At 37.8% G+C, this 17665-nt stretch carries 11 protein-coding genes; 2 read left to right on the top strand and 9 right to left on the bottom strand.

From position 1 onward, the window contains the following. The 3 genes from ELS83_RS19060 to ELS83_RS19050 form a co-directional block, all read right to left on the bottom strand. Positions 1 to 1586 (bottom strand): HYR domain-containing protein (locus ELS83_RS19060; protein ID WP_171597135.1); only part of this gene is annotated, 1586 nt, incomplete at its 3' end. A 360-nt stretch (positions 1587 to 1946) separates the two neighbouring features. Continuing rightward, positions 1947 to 5498, bottom strand: a complete 3552-nt coding sequence (locus tag ELS83_RS19055) for a choice-of-anchor L domain-containing protein (RefSeq protein ID WP_171597134.1) — start codon at positions 5496 to 5498, stop codon at positions 1947 to 1949. A 155-nt stretch (positions 5499 to 5653) separates the two neighbouring features. Further along, positions 5654 to 7708 carry a PA14 domain-containing protein gene (locus ELS83_RS19050; RefSeq protein WP_171597133.1) on the bottom strand — a complete coding sequence of 685 codons (2055 nt, stop codon included), beginning with the start codon at positions 7706 to 7708 and terminating at the stop codon, positions 5654 to 5656. Positions 7709 to 7961: 253 nt separating this feature from the next. Between ELS83_RS19050 and ELS83_RS19045 the strand changes: the two genes are divergently transcribed. Next, entirely contained in the window at positions 7962 to 8663 is a 702-nt protein-coding gene (locus tag ELS83_RS19045; protein WP_171597132.1) for a YjjG family noncanonical pyrimidine nucleotidase, read from the top strand. Between the two features lie 375 nt (positions 8664 to 9038). Here ELS83_RS19045 and ELS83_RS19040 read toward each other — a convergent pair whose 3' ends face one another. Both ELS83_RS19040 and dnaB read right to left on the bottom strand, forming a co-directional pair. Further along, a complete protein-coding gene (locus ELS83_RS19040; protein WP_216616697.1) occupies positions 9039 to 10307 on the bottom strand; it encodes a hypothetical protein in 1269 nt (422 codons plus the stop codon). Between the two features lie 68 nt (positions 10308 to 10375). Continuing rightward, the gene (gene dnaB / locus ELS83_RS19035; protein ID WP_171597131.1) at positions 10376 to 11908 is read right to left on the bottom strand and encodes a replicative DNA helicase; all 1533 of its coding nucleotides are present in this window, start codon (positions 11906 to 11908) and stop codon (positions 10376 to 10378) included. 183 nt (positions 11909 to 12091) lie between these two features. Between dnaB and ispE the strand changes: the two genes are divergently transcribed. Further along, on the top strand, positions 12092 to 12907 hold the full coding sequence (ispE, locus tag ELS83_RS19030; RefSeq protein WP_171597130.1) for a 4-(cytidine 5'-diphospho)-2-C-methyl-D-erythritol kinase: 816 nt from the start codon (positions 12092 to 12094) through the stop codon (positions 12905 to 12907). A gap of 70 nt (positions 12908 to 12977) precedes the next feature. Here the strand turns inward: ispE and ELS83_RS19025 are convergent, their stop codons facing one another. From ELS83_RS19025 to tgt, 4 genes are all read right to left on the bottom strand, one after another. After that, positions 12978 to 13286, bottom strand: coding sequence for a biotin/lipoyl-containing protein (locus ELS83_RS19025; protein ID WP_171597129.1), 309 nt, complete (start codon positions 13284 to 13286; stop codon positions 12978 to 12980). A 12-nt stretch (positions 13287 to 13298) separates the two neighbouring features. Continuing rightward, positions 13299 to 14843, bottom strand: a complete 1545-nt coding sequence (locus ELS83_RS19020; protein ID WP_171597128.1) for an acyl-CoA carboxylase subunit beta — start codon at positions 14841 to 14843, stop codon at positions 13299 to 13301. 199 nt (positions 14844 to 15042) lie between these two features. Continuing rightward, positions 15043 to 16119, bottom strand: a complete 1077-nt coding sequence (locus tag ELS83_RS19015) for an LptF/LptG family permease (protein ID WP_171597127.1) — start codon at positions 16117 to 16119, stop codon at positions 15043 to 15045. A 119-nt stretch (positions 16120 to 16238) separates the two neighbouring features. Then, positions 16239 to 17369, bottom strand: a complete 1131-nt coding sequence (tgt, locus tag ELS83_RS19010) for a tRNA guanosine(34) transglycosylase Tgt (RefSeq protein WP_171597126.1) — start codon at positions 17367 to 17369, stop codon at positions 16239 to 16241. Positions 17370 to 17665 lie beyond the last annotated feature (296 nt).

The following is a 17665-nucleotide window of genomic DNA, read 5'->3' as shown; positions in this document are numbered from 1 at the left end:
TCGGCAACCGGATCAGTTGTGTCATCAATTACGATATTCTGATTTTGAGTGATTGAATTGCCACTTGCATCAGTATAGGTCCAAACCACAACCTTACTTGTCGTGATTGGGAAAGTTTCTGTATGTGTTCCCGTAATTGCGCCATCACAGTTATCTGTGGCAGTTGGGGCTGTTAAACTTGTTACTTCACACTGTGCATTTACATCGGCAAGTGTTGCCAAATCAGCAACWGGATCAGTCGTATCATCAATTAYGATATTCTGATTTTGAGTGATTGAATTGCCACTTGCATCAGTATAGGTCCAAACCACAACCTTACTTGCCGTGATTGGGAAAGTTTCTGTATGTGTACCCGTAATTGCGCCGTCACAATTGTCTGTGGCAGTTGGAGCTGTTAAACTTGTTACCTCACACTGTGCATTTACATCGGCAAGTGTTGCCAAATCAGCAACYGGATCAGTYGTRTCATCAATTACGATATTCTGATTTTGAGTGATTGAATTGCCACTTGCATCAGTATAGGTCCAAACCACAACCTTACTTGTCGTGATTGGGAAAGTTTCTGTATGTGTACCCGTAATTGCGCCGTCACAATTGTCTGTGGCAGTTGGAGCTGTTAAACTTGTTACCTCACACTGTGCATTTACATCGGCAAGTGTTGCCAAATCAGCGACAGGAGCCTGATTATCACTTACTGTTACATCAAAACTACAAGTATTATTATTTCCAGCATTATCAGTAACAGTCCAAATAATTGTAGTTGTTCCTGTTGGAATTTGAGCACCATCAAGAGTTGTGCCTCCATTAAAATCATTAGACACTGATGCTACAGTACAATTATCCGAATAAGACTGAAGATCGAATTCAGTTCCAGACACGGTATAATAGCATTGACCTGAATCGGTATTTTTACTTTGATTTGAAACGCAGAATAAACTTGGATCAACATTATCGATTTCAGCAGTTTTGGCCGTTAAGGCTGGAGCAGGGTTCGCTTCACAATTTGTCGATCCATCACTAAATGCAATACTCTCAATATTGTAAGTTCCGTCACTTGTTATCGCGTCTGTAGTTAAAACTGCTGATCCGGATCCATCTGTTGTAACAACTTCTGATTTTGAGGTTCCATTATCGTTATACCCAACAGTATAATCAGTATTTGCACTTAAACCTGTAACAGTAAGTACAGGTGAAGTATTGTGACATACTGGTGATGACACGTTAAAATCAAGTGAAGAAATATCCGGAAGCGGATTCACGGTTACATTTAAAACCAAATCGCCTGAAACACAAGCCGTAGGTGTTTCTTCTCTGGCAGTAACCTGGTAGTTACCTGCACTTCCCCAGCGAATTTGAATTATACTTTCATAATTTGCACCGGAAGCTACAGTTGGCTCGTTGAAAGTTGTACCCTGATCAGTACCATCATTCACAATTACACCTCCAGTAATTGTCCAATAAATGGTTGAACCAGAATTTCCTTCCACCCTATAAGTTCTTAATTCTCCTTCACAAACACTTTCGTTTGGAGACAGGTTTGTCTGTGCATAAAGATCTACTTTAGGCCAGACAACAACTAAAAACAATAAGATATATTTTATGTAGAAATGTTTCGTCAATATCTTTATTTTAGGGTAAAACTCTAGTTTTGTTTTAGTTCAGATTACACGCTTGCTTTATTTTTCTTAAACACCTATACGGCAATTGTTAAAAAGTGTTTAGTTTTTTTATAATAAATGCGAATATAATCAGTATTTTTTTATTTTTTATCTTAAATACACCTTGTCATCGGTGTCATTCATCCAATAATTAAAGTCTTTAGTCAAAGATTTGGCTTAATTCATTTATTAAAATAGAAATATGCCCTCTTTATACGCTACCTCTTAGCTTCATCATTTAATGTAAAATTCACAAAGATAATAATTTTATATCCTTAATAGATTTAATTAATCATGATAAATTCCAACAGGATTTGGCTCCACACCAATATCAAAAGTACCTTGCGCAGTACATGATTTTGAATCAGTTACTGTGACTGTATATGTTCCAACTCCCAAAGAACTTGCATTGGGTGAATTCAAACCTCCATCATGACTCCAGCTGTATGTATAGAATGGACTCGATCCATTTGGAGTTCCTCCTGTAACATCAACATTTAACTGACCGCTTGTTCCATTGGTACATACTACACTCGAAGCATTTAGTGACACACTTGGTTGTGGGTTTACAAGTATTCCCGAAATGTGTTCAATATTACTACATCCATTGGTCTTAGTTATCGTTAATGAAAAATCTTTTGCCATTAATGCAGCCGTATTATAAACGACAGTAGTATTTGCTGAGTTAGGAGAATTCACCTCTGCTGTGGGAGTCCACAAGTAAGTATCACCTGCATCGGAATTGGAAATTGTGGCAGATAAACTAATTACTTCGCCACTACAATATTCCGCTTTATCGGCTGCAATTGTAAAGTGAGAATTTTCTCTTACTGTCAGCACCATATTATCTGTATCGACACAAGATGCTGTAGCTGAGGCAGACTCCTTAACGGTAAGTGTGAATGTATAGGTTCCAAATGGAATATTCTCATCAACAGTCGGATTCGGCACGTAAATGTCGCTTAAATAGCTTAATCCGGAAGCAGGAGAACAAGCCCACTCGTAGTAGATCCCTCCACTCCCTTCTAACTGTGTTGTTTCACCTTCACAAATCGATTTTGCAGGACCTGCCTCGGCAGATATTGGTGTAACACCAGGGATTGTTACATCGAAACTTTCATTTCTACAAGCATATCTATCCTGAACGGTAATTGTATAAACATCCCCAACCTTTGGGTTATTCAAGGTAAAAACATTGTCATCCTGAAATGGACCTCCATCTAAACTGTATTGATAATCTGCAGGATCTAATCCTGATTTCAAATCCACAGTAATGGTCGCAACGGGTGTTGCCCCATCACAAGAAACCAAACTTGTTGGCGAAGCTTCAATTTCCGGGATATCGATAATGGTAACGACCTTTTCATAGTATTCAGGTGCCGAACAAGGGCAACTTTTTAAGAAAGACAAACGCAAATCTTCATCTCCCTCAATACCAGAATCACTAACAGCCTGGTAATAATATGTAACTTCGGTAACTCCCGGAGACATATTTACGGTACTTGGTATTTTACCATCACCAATCTGTGAGCCAAATTCATCTACATAAATATAATCGACCCCATTTTCAGCAGTACCTGAAATATTTAAATCAAATGTAAGATCAACGTCAAGATCTTCTTCTCTTTTGAATTTAATAAAACTACCCGAGCAGCCTTCATACATTACGTCAACGTCCTCTTCAACTCCAATACCATTCTGAATGATAACTTCGTTTGATTTAAAACTCTCAGCTTCCAGGAATACGGCTGAATTGTAGCTTGCATCCCACACATCAGCAATAATCAATCGAATATGATAGGTTTGACATGGTTGTACGTTTGCTGAAGCAGTAAGTACAGTTGTTCTTCCATCAAACTGTGTCGCAAAACCACCAGCTTCATCAATATAGTAGGTCGAATTCCCACAGTTATCATTTACATTATTAATGGTAACCGGATTTGAAGTACCTGGTATCAAAGCGATATTTTTCCCTGATAATCCCGCATCAGCTGTAATTCCCGGTCCACTAATGATAAAAGCAAATACATCATTGTAAGCACTACATGCATATTCTGGATATTCCTCTGAAGCAAAAACGTATCTAAACTCCAGCACATCACCTGCAGGAACAAAATCAAATTCAAGAATTTGAGCATCATTTCCATTATTACCGGTTAGGGCATTGACATCAGAATCATTACCAGCATCCCCAATATTCTGACTCGAATTTCCTGTATTTGGACCTTCTGCACTATTTACATCTCCAGTAGATATAATAATCCCAGAAGAAAGTGGAAAGTCAGAAGTCCCAGCATTAAAATATCCCAAGCCTCTTGTCTCATCTCCTGAATACACGATATTATCGGTTGTTAAACAACCCGTAACCAATACATTTTTCACAAGGTTCTCTGCAGAGTAGCTATTTTCCGGAGATTTATCATCCACTTCTATTGGATCTGTAGATGGAAGATCATCATCTACAATTGTAATGGTTTCTTCCTGAACACCATCTTCACTCCCATTTATCACTGAAGTGATATCAACAACCACATTAATGTCGCCATCATTGATACTATTATCAATGGCAGTAAAATTAGTACTTGCAGAAGTTGAACCGGCCGGAATTACAATTTGACTTGCAGAAGAGTAATCAGATCCACTTCCGCCTGTATAACTCAAATTAACAGTTACAGGAAAAGCTTGTGCACCTACAAGCGAGGCTGTAATGCTAGCAATGCCACCATTCTCATTAATCGATGTAGGACTAACACTCAAACTAACCAGGTCGGTACTTTTAGGCTCACCCGAAACCACAACATTATCCATATAATAAAACTCATTGGTCCAGGTATTTCGCATCTGCACCTTAATTACCAATGTATTCCCATCAGGAATATCTGTACATGCCTGCATTGCAGAAATATCATTTATGTGTGAACCATTTGAAGCAAAAAGCACATCTGCGCCTCCATCAACCGAATAGTAAATTCTCAGGTAGTCAACATCCTCCATCTCATTGCCCCATGAACCAATATCCATGCTTATTTTCATTTGCTCATAAGCAGATATATCTATGGCATTTGTGGTCCATTCTCCTATATTATCAAGATCAGTCCCTGCGATTCCTGTACCACCACTACCATTGGCTGGATAAGTCCTGCTACTAATTGTTCCCTGTCCGTTATTATTCAGAGTCCACCCCTGGTTGGCACCTTCAAAATCTTCCTGCCAAATCACAGAAGATCCTGCTGCACAATAATCTATATTGCCCTGAACCAGTATATCATCAATTCTATAGTATTCTTGATTTCCTGTACCATTCTTCATTCGCACCCTTATCTCCAGACTAGATCCATTCAATCCACTTACAGAAGCATTCCTATCGGTATTGTTAGCAGGAAAATCATCGTACCATGGATTAGTAGCATCAAAATTTTGCCATCCACCTCCATCAAGATTGTATTGAAATAAGATATAATCCTCATCTCCATTACCTTGCGGCTCCAAACCTCCAGATTCCTGTGCATCAATAGAAATAGAAATGTCAATATAGGCAGAGATATCAATTGCAGCTGTAGTAGTCCACTCAGCAACTGACCTATTGTTATCACGAAGTTCCAATTTTCCATTTCGAACCTGAAACCAGTCATTCCCATCAGCACCATTAAATCCACTTGTAGTCCACCTTCCACTTTCCGAGGTATCGCCATTGCTATTGTCCGAAAAATCCTCAGACCAAATCGTAACCTGTGCATTTACTGCAAGCGAAGAACATACAATGATTAATAAAAGTAAAACAGCGCGTACAATTTTATAGGCAGAAGTATTTTGGTAAGTCTTTTGAGTAGAACTTAGCATAGGCGTTTACATTTGGATAATCTAGGTAGAAATAGCTTGTGTCAAAAATAATTAATTATATTACAACTCCAGAGATCTACGAAAAAAAATCACTTTTGTTTAATTTTCTTTACACAAAGAATATTTAAACTTCAAAATTTTGCAACACACATACTTTAATCATGATAGATCCCTACTGGAACAGGAGTAGCATAAATTCTAACATTAGCCGTATTTACAAGATCCAATTCACAGACTCCTTTAGCTGCTTTTACAGAAATGATATTATCCCCTAAATTTAATTCGGAAGATGGGATAGCAATCGGAAGATCAGCACCTGTTCCATTGGCACTGCTACCCACTTTAACTGCACCTCTATACAAACTATATACCACACCCGTTTCGCTGGCATGAACGGTAAAATTGGCAATTTCGCCCTGGCATTTAGAATCTCCACTTACAGCAAGAGAGTTATCTGCTACATTCAACATATTAACAGTAAGTGTGATATCGCAGGTTGAAACATTTCCGTTAACATCCTCAACCGTTAAAGTAACAACATTATCTCCTACATCATTGCAATCAAAGTCGGTCCGACTTAATGTTCTGCTCCCAATTCCACATTCATCAATATAGCCAGGATCAACATCATCAACAGTAATACTTCCCGATCCGCTTGCATTAAGATCCAAAACCAAATCCTGGCATGTTGCATCTCCAGTATTTCTTACATAGTCTCTGGCCTGACCAGGTCCAACCCACTCTAGCCTAACTACAGCGCCACCACCATTTTCATAATAATCCAGTCGTACCGAAGCAAGTTCATCTGCAGTTAAATCAATAGTTCCAGATCTTTGTTGAACCCCATGATCTCTCCAATCATCAATCAATTGTATTCCATTCACCCATAAGCGAACTCCATCATCAGAATTTGTATAAAATGTATAAGTCCCTGTTTGAGGAGCCTTAACTACACCTTGAAATCGGATGGAAAATTGGTTATTCCCAACCAAAGAAGACTCTGGCGGACCACTTCCCCAACTATAATTTAACTCATCAACCGTTAAAGTTTCCTGGTAAGTTTCAAAATTACGGCCCGAATAATATTCAGCAGTCCATTGAGAAATTTTAGGAGCCTGATTATCCACAACTGTAATCGTAAAAGTATGACTTGTAGAATTTCCTGACTCATCTGTGGCCACAAAGGTATTGGTAGTTGTTCCTACCGGAAATAAAGACCCCGGTGGCAAGCCCTGAGTTTGAACCACTGTTACCGTTTGAAATTCTACCACATAGCGTCTATTATTTGTTCCTCTTAAATCATTCCATCTACCATTGCTATACATCTCAGTATAATCCTCCCCACTTCCCCAATCATTTGGTTCACCACCATTCCAATTGTCAAAATCAACAGGTTCACCAGTAACCCATTCGAAATTACCTTCCGAGGAAGCATCCGTTAATCCAATCCATATTCCTCCTAACTGGGCATCTAACCAATCATTTTCAGCTTGAGAATTGATGGTAACCAAATGACCTCCTAAATCCAATGCATTTTGAATTGCTGTGGTGGCATTAGCAGAACCATTTGAATAATAATAGGAATGATTGTTCCAAATTCCCAAATTTGTGTAACCAGATAAATTTCCGGTAAAAAGACTTTGATCATCAGTAGCTGACGGGATGGTATAATTAACTACAGCACCACAAACTCCGTCATCAATATTTACACTCATATCTGTTTGCGGATTCTGGAAAGTAGGTGCAGTAAGGTCAGGAACAATCGGACTACCCTTAATCACAAGGTTATCCAAATAAACATAGCGACTATTGCTAACATTCGAAGTTATCCGAATTCTAACATTGGCATTATCGTTAAAACTATTGCCTAAATCATAAGATACAGCTTGCCATGTGTCTCTGCTACAATTTTGAGTATACAAGCTTCCTCCAAATCCACTTCCACTATCAGCAGACAGTAACCATTGATGCGTTCCATTGTTGTTCCCAAACCAATAACCTCCATCCCATTCTACGCTAATATTTTCATATCCAAGGGTAGAAATACTTAATTCGATAAAACTATTGTCACTACTTGTATAAAGTGAAGAAAATGGGTTACCATAACTTCCCGAAAATCGAACATTTGACGATATACTCACTGAAGGACTTCCTATCGAACCTGGTTGCACACTTAAATCTCCATTGGAAGAGAACTGGAAATCTGCCATCACCTGCTCTTGAGAAAAAGAACTCAAAACCATATGTACGAATAAAAACAATACGAACACGTGTTTCCATCGAAACAATTCGAATTGTCTTTTTATATTTTTTTCAAACTTCTTATTCGTATTGAGCATATTACAATCTCTGATAATGATGTTTAATAAACTGGTATGAAAATTTTGTACGAAGTAAATATTTTTTTGTTCTTTTAACACAAAATTAGATTGTTAAAAAGCATATCTTCCAAATCAGGAAATCATGAATAGCTCTAAATATCAACACCTCTTCTTCGATCTCGATCGCACTCTGTGGGATTTTGATTCCAACTCCGAAATTACACTGAATCAATTATTCAGAGATTATCAACTCCAAAGCATTTTTGGAAGTTTTCTTTTCTTTAAATCAAGGTTTGAATACCACAATGGGAAACTTTGGAATGCCTACTATCAAAACAGAATTCGGAAAGAAGATTTAATGTACAGAAGATTCTATTTGACTTTAAAAGAGGCGGGCACTGATGACCTGGACCTGGCAAAAGAAATTGCGCAGGATTTTATTGAAATTAGCCCACTACAAACAAAAACCTTTCCTAACGCGCATAAAACATTGCAGTATTTAAAAGACAAAGGCTACAATCTCCACATCATCACCAATGGCTTTAACGAGGTTCAATATAAAAAACTATCAAACTGCAGGCTCATCTCCTACTTTACAGAAATTATCACCTCCGAAGATGCTGAAGCCAATAAACCATCGCCACTAATTTTCGATTATGCCCTAAAAAGCGCTGGTGCAACAAGAAGTAACAGCATAATGGTTGGCGATGATCTAAAAACCGATATCGCTGGCGCCAGAAAGTCAGAAATCGATCAAATATACTTCAATGCACACAAGAATAAACACGAGGATCAACCCACTTATGAAATCAACAATTTAATTGAAATCACTAAAATTCTATAACCCGAACAGAATCCTTACAATTTCAAACCTGTTTTTAAGATTTTTTAACAATTCATAAGCTGAAACTGCCGAATAGCATGTTTTTCGTAACAAAACAAAGTCTATATTTGCAGCGGTAATTGTGACGGACAGGCTTGGTAACCCTTCCGTTTTGTCAACATCATAAGTTTGTATGTAACTTCCATAAAAATTCTAATGGGTTAGTAAGAGTTACAGGGTTAATAGATATACAAATGGTTAATAAAATATAGAGTTAGACTATACAAACGATGTTGATATAAAGGCTGTGTTTAGGGGACACAGCCTTTTCTTTTTTCTCAATCCTATTTTTTCATTATTTCACCCATAGATAATTGAGTCCATCTACAAATCACATCAAGTTTTTCTCTTCTTCTTTTTAGCAGCTGGAAACAGCACATTGTTCAAAATCAATCGGTATCCTGCCGAATTCTTTTTTAAATTCAAATCTGTTGGAGGATCTCCAACTAAATGTTGGTAATCTTCCGGATCGTGTCCCCCATAAAAAGTCCATGTCCCCTTACCAAACTTCCCATGGATATAACGTGCCTCGCCAGCCGATTTATTTTCTCCCATAATTAAAACTCCAGGCTTAATCAATTCTTTCTTGAAGGCAGTGGTTTGTCCCATAAATCCTTTAATAAGGTTCTTGTGATTCTGACAGAGCATGGTGGGTACAGGATCCCACTTCGCCGAAAAATCAAACAGAGAAAAGTAATCTTCATCTCTATTCACTTTACGTGATAAGGTGACATCAATATCCGAAAACTCGTACACATACGGGTTGGTTTCCAGTGTAAAATCAGTAAAAGCAAATGTTTTATTGTAATCCAACTTTTCCTGGGCATGTTCATCCATAGGATCACCATCGAAAACATGATTGCAGATATCCGTTTTATCGGCCGCAAGGCTTATATCGAAAGTATCGGTAGCAGAACACATGGCAAATAGAAAACCACCATTCTCAACAAATTTCCGAATGGTTTGCGAAACCGCTTTTTTCAAATCTGATATTTTTGAAAAGCCAAATTTATTAGCCCTTGCTAAATTGTCACTTACCTCATCTTTATACCACTGCATATTTCGGTACGAGGCATAAAATTTACCATGCTGCCCTGTAAAATCTTCATGATGCAAATGAAGCCAATCGTAATCCGAAAGTTTATTGTTTAAAACTTCATCGTCATACACAATATCATATGGAATTTCGGCATAGGTAAGTGCCAGGGTTACAGCATCATCCCAGGGCTTTTTCCCTTTGGGTGTATAAACGGCTATCTTAGGAGGCTTTTCAAGCTTAACGGCATCCATATTGGCTTCAGGCGATGAAATCTCATTCATCATTTGAGCGACTGCAGCCTCAGAAACTACAGAATAGCTTACACCACGAATTTTACACTCATCCTCAATCGATTTATTCAAAGGCAAGAGAAATGAACCTCCACGATAATTCAACAACCAGTGAATTTCATAATTGTTCTCCAAGGTCCAATAGGCAATTCCATAGGATTTTAGATGATTTTTCTGAGAATCATCCATAGGAATTAACAAACTTGCCGAGAATGCCGGAAACAAGTTAAAGCAGAATAAAAGAAGTATTAGATATGATTTTAACATGCTATTCATAAGTACGATCGATCAATTGATTTACTTCGAAAGTACAAAATCACATGCTAAAGGAAAAACGAAATGATTTAAAAAGGAGCAGCGTCTTCAAAATCGCTACCACCTACAAGTCCTGCATTTGGATCTTCGAAGCCACCTGAGTCTTGATTCATACTAGAACTGAAAGTTTTAACTTCTTCGGGACCATCATCGCCAAATGGATTCAAACTTTCGCCCTCCAAATCCATAAATCGAGCCAGCTGGTTACGGAATCTCAACTGAATTTCGCCAACCGCACCATTACGGTGTTTTGCAATAATGATATCAGCAATACCAATTAATGAATTCCCTTCGGCATCTTCTGTAATTCCATAACGCTCCGGACGGTGAATAAACAACACCATATCGGCATCCTGCTCAATTGCACCAGACTCACGAAGGTCGGAAAGCATTGGCTTTTTAGCATCACCGGTTCGCTGCTCAACCCCACGATTCAGCTGAGAAAGTGCAATTACCGGAATATTTAACTCTTTTGCGATGATCTTTAGCTGTCGCGATATCAAAGATACCTCCTGCTCACGATTCCCTCTCATATCGGAACCTGCTGTCATCAGCTGCAAGTAGTCAATAATCACACAACCAATATCATATTTGGCTTTTAGTCGACGACACTTTGAACGCAATTCATAAATCGACAAACCAGGTGTATCATCTACATAAATTGGAGCATCCACCAAATCTTTAATCTTAACATGCAATTGCTCCCACTCGAAATCTTCCAGTTTACCATTTCTTAGCTTCTCCGAGCCCAATTCGGTTTCACTGGAAATCATACGTTTCACCAACTGATCGCCACCCATCTCCAGAGAGAAAATTGCAATTGGCGCTTTGTGCTCCACAGCCATATTTCGGGTCATGGATAGTACAAAGGCAGTTTTCCCCATCGATGGACGCGCTGCAATAATCACCAAATCGGATTTTTGCCAGCCCGAAGTAATTCTGTCCAATGCGGTAAATCCGGAAGGCACACCACTCAATCCATCGGGGCGTTTCCCAGCCTCAACAATCTGGTTAATTACCTCATCGGCCAGTGGACGAATGTGTGCAGATTCTTTTTTAATATTTCCTTCTGCAATATCAAAAACTTCCTGCTGCGCCTTATCCAATAAATCGGCAACATCAATGCTATCATCGAAAGCCTGGTTCTGAATATCGGACGAAACACGAATCAATTCACGCTGAATGTGCTTTTGGGCAATAATACGAGCATGAAACTCGATATGAGCGGCCGAGGCTACACGGTTGGTTAACTGGGTAATATAAAAAGGTCCACCTACCTCATCCAAAGTTCCTTCTCGCTTCAACTCTTCGGTTACAGTTAAAATATCGATAGGTTCTTCTTTGGTGGAAAGATTCATAATGGCCTTATAAATCTTTTGGTGAGCATCCTTGTAAAAAGAATCAACTTTTAACAAGTCTCCAACCGAAATAATTGCATCTTTTTCCAACATTAAAGCACCCAAAACAGCCTCTTCCAATTCCACTGCCTGAGGTGGTACCTTACCGTATTCCAGATCAATTTTATTTTTCGATTGATTCTTATAATTGTTTGCTCCAGCCATATACCTTTTAAATATTTAATTCTTCAGATTTCAACACCATCTCTCTATCACGTACTCATTCAAATTTGTGTCGAAAAATTTGAGAATGCAAAGATAAAGATAGAAAATTAAAATGCTATAATTTGATTTTTTTTGCTCTTTAAAACGAGTATTTTTAAGGCACATTTATCAAGAATACTAAATATGCTTTGCTTTCCAAATGCCAAAATAAATTTGGGTCTTAACATCATTGAGAAAAGACCCGATGGATTTCACAATATCGAAACCGTTTTTTACCCTTTTCCTTTGTGCGATGCTCTCGAAATTGCCCAAAGCGATTCCAATGAAACTTATGAGTTCAGTTCATCGGGAATTCCTATCGGGATAGATCCCTCTCAAAATATCGTGATTAAAGCCTTTGATTTAATTGCCTCGAAATTTGAGATTCCCTCTACTGCAATTCACTTGCACAAAAACATTCCTTTTGGAGCCGGATTGGGTGGTGGCTCGGCCGATGCTGCCTACATGATTAAAATGCTGAACGATTTTTACAGTTTGGGTTTAAGTATTCAACAAATGGAAGAATTTGCCATTCAAATTGGCAGCGACTGTCCTGTGTTTATTAAAAACGAAGCTGTTTTCGCCGAAGGAAAGGGCGAAATTTTTTCTTCTATTCAGCTCGATTTAAGTGGATATCACATTGCCTTAATCAAGCCTGACATTCACATTAGTACACCGGAGGCTTATTCGGGTGTTTCGCCTAAAAAGCCGGAAAAATCGGTAAAAGAATTAATTAAACTACCACTGAAAGATTGGAAAGAAAATATTTTCAACGATTTTGAGGATAGCATTTTCCCAAATCATCCTGAACTTAAAAAACTAAAAGAAGAACTGTATGAATCGGGCGCCATTTATGCAGCAATGTCGGGAAGTGGATCGAGCATGTTTGGCATTTTCGAAAGAGAACCAGAAATCCAGGAGAACTGGAAAAAGCATTTTATTTGGAGTGGTAAATTATAAACTCCAGTTATCAGCAAATAAAAAGGGATTGTCATTACAACAATCCCTTAATATTTTCATATCAGAAAGATTACTCAATCTCTACCATTAACATTTTGTTAGGGACTTTTACTCCTTCTTCAACATGAATCTTTTTAATAACACCGTCGAAAGGCATTTCGATCTGATTCTTCATCTTCATAGCTTCAAGAATCATTAAGCTTTCTCCAGCCTTTACTTCCTGCCCTTCTTTAACGAAAATTTCAACAATTGTTCCTGGAATGAAAGACATAATATTTTTAGGATTTGGTCTCTCCCAATTTTTTCTTCTTTCAAACTTTTTGGTCAATTCTGTTGTGTAAACAGTACCATCAACGTTGAATTCTTTTAAATTTTCCATAACGAATAATTTTTAGAATGGAGGAATACCGTGCTTCTTAGCTGGTCTTCTATCAACTTTATTATTTGACACCTCGATAGAGTGTAATAACATACTACGAGTCTCTTCCGGCTCAATAACAGTATCGATATAACCTTTAGCAGCTGCAACATAAGGATTAGCGAACTTCTCTTTATATTCTGCAACTTTTTCTTTACGCATTGCTTCAGGATCTTCAGCATTCATAATTTCCTTACGGAAGATAATGTTAGCCGCTCCTTCAGGTCCCATTACAGCAATTTCTGCGGTTGGCCATGCAAACATGAAATCTGCCTTCATATGACGAGAGTTCATTGCAATATAACCTCCACCGTATGCTTTACGGATAATTACTGTAATCTTAGGTACAGTTGCTTCTGAGTAAGCATAAAGAATCTTAGCACCATGACGAATAACTCCCATGTGCTCCTGATCAACACCTGGTAGGTAACCTGGCATATCCTCAAGAGTAACAATTGGAATATTAAATGAATCACAGTAACGGATAAAACGAGCGGCTTTATCAGATGAATCACAATCCAATACACCAGCTAATACCATTGGCTGATTAGCAACAAAACCAACTGTTTCACCATTCATTCTACCGAAACCAATAACGATATTTCTTGCGAAATTCTCCATGATTTCAAAGAAATCTGAATCATCAGAAATAGCTCTGATTACGTTACGGATATCGTATGGTTGAGTTGGATCAACAGGAACAATTTCCTCAATTTTGTACTCTGGTTTTGGAGGCTTTGGTGGGAAAGCTTTTGCTTTCTTCGCATTGTGCCAAGGAATGAAGGTAAGTAGCTTCTTAATTTGTTCGAAGCATTCGTACTCGCTTTGAGCATAGAAATGAGCATTACCTGTGATTTCACTATGAACTTTAGCTCCACCCAGTTCTTCCATACTAATTTCTTCACCCAATACAGTTTTAATTACCTCAGGGCCGGTAATAAACATTTTTGAAATGTTTTCTACCACAAACACGAAGTCGGTAAGCGCAGGAGAATAAACAGCTCCACCAGCACATGGACCAAGAATAACGGATAATTGAGGGATTACACCTGATGCTAATGTATTACGGAAAAAGATTTCACCATATCCAGCAAGTGAATTAACACCTTCTTGAATACGAGCTCCACCCGAATCATTAATACCGATCAATGGTACACGCATTTTTAATGCATGATCCATGATTTTAGTGATTTTACGTGCATGCATAAGACCTAAAGAACCACCAGCTACTGTAAAGTCCTGTGCAAAAATACACACTGGCTCCCCGTAGATAGTTCCTGTTCCAATAATAACACCATCACCATGAAGTTGTTTCTTTTCCATACCAAAGTCGCGAGCTTCATGCTCAACAAACATATCGTACTCATGAAAAGAATCTTCATCTAAAATTGATGTTACCCTTTCTCTAGCAGTCAACTTTCCCATCGCAACTTGCTTCTGGATAGCTTTTTCACCGCCACCTTGAAGCACTTTTTCTTTTCTCTTTCTAAGATCAAGAATGTTTCGTTTCAATGACATAATCTGTACATTTAGTTAGAAAATATATATCTCTATATATGTTGAATTTCAATAGCTCATGAAATTCCAAGCTACAACGTTAGCAATTTTTACGCTAGAAAAAAATTCTGGCGTTTACTAGCTTAGTGTTCCAGCCATATAAAATAAACTCTTTAGCCTGATAATCAAAACTTTTCCTAAAAAACTATTTAGAATAGTTCTATTTAGGAGCAATTCGATACAAATACAGGGCAACACAGGTAAAAACAATATTTGGTAACCAAACGGCGAGCATCGGGTTCATGCTACCATTGGTAGCGAAAACAACCGAAATCTGTAAGAATAGTATAAACGAGAAACTTAACAGTAATCCTATCCCCAAATGCAATCCCATACCTCCACGAATTTTTCGCGAAGCCAGTGAGGCTCCAATTAAAGTTAGAATGAAAGTTGAGAATGGATTGGCCATTCTTTTATATTTCTCAATTTTATAAGCATTAATATTACTGTCACCTCTCAAGGTTTGCTGATCGATATAATCGTTCAGCTCATTATAGTTCATCGCTTCAACCAAATATTTTTTACGCCCAAATTCTTTTGGACCAAAACTTAATGTTGTATCTATTTTTTTACCGTGCTCAAAACTTTCTTTTTCGCCATCATAACTCCTGATAAAGTAGTCATTAATGGTCCATTTATTTTCTTTTTTGTTCCACTTGATATTTCTCGCCGTCAATTTTGATTTCAACTCCTTACCTTCAAACTTTTCCAATGAAAATCGGTAACCCGTATTGCTCGAAGTCTCCCAGTTGTGCATGTAAATAAACAAACCTGGCTCTATCTGGCGATGTATGTTTCTATCTTTATTAATGTATCTCTTTTTAATGTAAGTTTCGTTAAAATCTATCCTTTTTGCATTTGCCGGGGGGATAATAAAATTACTCAAGGCAAAGGAAAACACGCCAATAATCAGCGAAGCGATAAAATAAGGAAACATCATTCTCCTAAAGCTAATCCCACTACTTAGAATGGCAATAATTTCGGTGTTATAGGCCATTTTTGAAGTAAAGAATATTACTGCAATAAAAGTGAATAAGGCACTAAAAAGATTGGCAAAATAGGGAATGAAGTTCAGGTAGTAATCGAATAGAATTGCCCTAAGCGGTGCTTCTTTATCAATAAATTCATCGATATGTTCCGAAAAATCGAAAATAACAGAGATACTGATAATAAGAACAATCGCAAAAAAGAATGTACCCAAAAACTTTCGGATAATATATAAATCTAATTTCTTCAAAACCTGATTTTTAAATTCTGATTTTTTCGGTGAATTCCAAAAAAAACTTACCGGATTAAAAGTATAACTAATTCTTCAAATATCAATTAGAGCAAGCGTATTGTAAGATTTTTTAACAATTATAAACGCGTTGCTAACTTTTTAACCATGATATCTTTCCATGCTGCAAATGTTCCTGCATTAATCTGTTCTCTCGCCTCACGTACCAGCCACAGGTAAAATGCAAGATTATGGATACTACAAATCTGTGAACCTAACAACTCGCCTGAATGTACCAAGTGACGAACATAGGCTTTCGAATAAGCTGAATCAACAAAAGAAGTTCCATTAGGATCGATTGGTGAAAAATCATCGGCCCACTTCTTGTTTTTAATATTGATAATCCCTTCGCTTGTAAAGATCATTCCGTTACGTCCATTTCTGGTAGGCATTACACAGTCGAACATATCAACACCTCGTGAAATGGCTTCCAAAATATTAACAGGTGTACCTACTCCCATTAAATATCGTGGCTTGTCTTCCGGAAGAACGTCATTTACCACCTCAATCATCGAGTACATCTCCTCAACCGGCTCACCAACTGCTAAACCTCCAATTGCATATCCTTCTCGATCCAAAGAAGCCACATGTTCGGCAGCCTTGATTCTTAAATCGTCGTATACACAACCTTGAACGATTGGGAAAAGGGTTTGAGAGTATCCATATTTAGGTTCTGTTTCGTCAAATCTTTTCACACAACGTTCCAACCAACGCTGGGTTAGTTCCAAAGAGTTTTTAGCATACTCGTAGGTCGAAGTTCCCGGAGGACACTCATCGAATGCCATAATAATATCGGCACCAATGGTTCTTTGGATGTCCATTACATTTTCTGGTGTAAAGAAATGTTTCGATCCGTCGATATGAGAACGGAACATGGCCCCTTCTTCGGTAAGTTTTCTGTTGTCGGCCAAAGAGAAGACCTGAAATCCCCCACTATCAGTCAATATAGGACAATCCCAGCCATTAAACTTGTGCAAGCCTCCTGCTTTTTCCAAAACATCCAACCCCGGACGCAAGTACAAATGATATGTATTTCCTAAAATAATTTCTGCATTGATATCATCGCGAAGCTCACGCTGATGCACTCCTTTTACCGAACCAAGTGTTCCTACCGGCATAAAAATCGGAGTTTCTATTTTTCCATGATCTGTCGTTATCTCTCCTGTTCTGGCAGAAGATTTTGGATCGGTTTTATGTAATTTAAAATCCATATTGACTGTTTTAAAACTGCAAAAACAAAAGTCGGCTTTTGCAAAATCGGCAACAAAGATACTAATAACCTGAGTTCGATTAAAAATATCAGTCACAGAAAATCATATTTATTCAGGATTTACTTTAAAAAATCAGAAAGAATACCAGGGTATTTTGAAGATTTTTTAATGTAAAGATTGGATGAAGATGATTTTTAAAAGAATTTACCTGCTTTTGGCATAAATTTCCTCAATTTCTCTCGAAATATCCCGATATTACTGCGAGTATTTGAGAAAATTTCTACTCAAAACCAGAA

Source organism: Marinifilum caeruleilacunae, assembly GCF_013141825.1.
GTDB classification, from domain to species: domain Bacteria; phylum Bacteroidota; class Bacteroidia; order Bacteroidales; family Marinifilaceae; genus Marinifilum; species Marinifilum caeruleilacunae.
The sequence above is the reverse complement of the archived record's forward strand: the minus strand, read 5'-3'. Positions and strand labels throughout refer to the sequence as shown.

Bases quoted from the DNA above. Each gene is read 5' to 3' on its own strand.
- ELS83_RS19055 (WP_171597134.1), bottom strand. From the start codon at position 5,498: ATGCTAAGTTCTACTCAAAAGACTTACCAAAATACTTCTGCCTATAAA.
- ELS83_RS19050 (WP_171597133.1), bottom strand. From the start codon at position 7,708: ATGGCAGATTTCCAGTTCTCTTCCAATGGAGATTTAAGTGTGCAACCA.
- ELS83_RS19045 (WP_171597132.1), top strand. From the start codon at position 7,962: ATGAATAGCTCTAAATATCAACACCTCTTCTTCGATCTCGATCGCACT.
- ELS83_RS19040 (WP_216616697.1), bottom strand. From the start codon at position 10,307: ATGAATAGCATGTTAAAATCATATCTAATACTTCTTTTATTCTGCTTT.
- dnaB (WP_171597131.1), bottom strand. From the start codon at position 11,908: ATGGCTGGAGCAAACAATTATAAGAATCAATCGAAAAATAAAATTGAT.
- ispE (WP_171597130.1), top strand. From the start codon at position 12,092: ATGCTTTGCTTTCCAAATGCCAAAATAAATTTGGGTCTTAACATCATT.
- ELS83_RS19025 (WP_171597129.1), bottom strand. From the start codon at position 13,286: ATGGAAAATTTAAAAGAATTCAACGTTGATGGTACTGTTTACACAACA.
- ELS83_RS19020 (WP_171597128.1), bottom strand. From the start codon at position 14,843: ATGTCATTGAAACGAAACATTCTTGATCTTAGAAAGAGAAAAGAAAAA.
- tgt (WP_171597126.1), bottom strand. From the start codon at position 17,369: ATGGATTTTAAATTACATAAAACCGATCCAAAATCTTCTGCCAGAACA.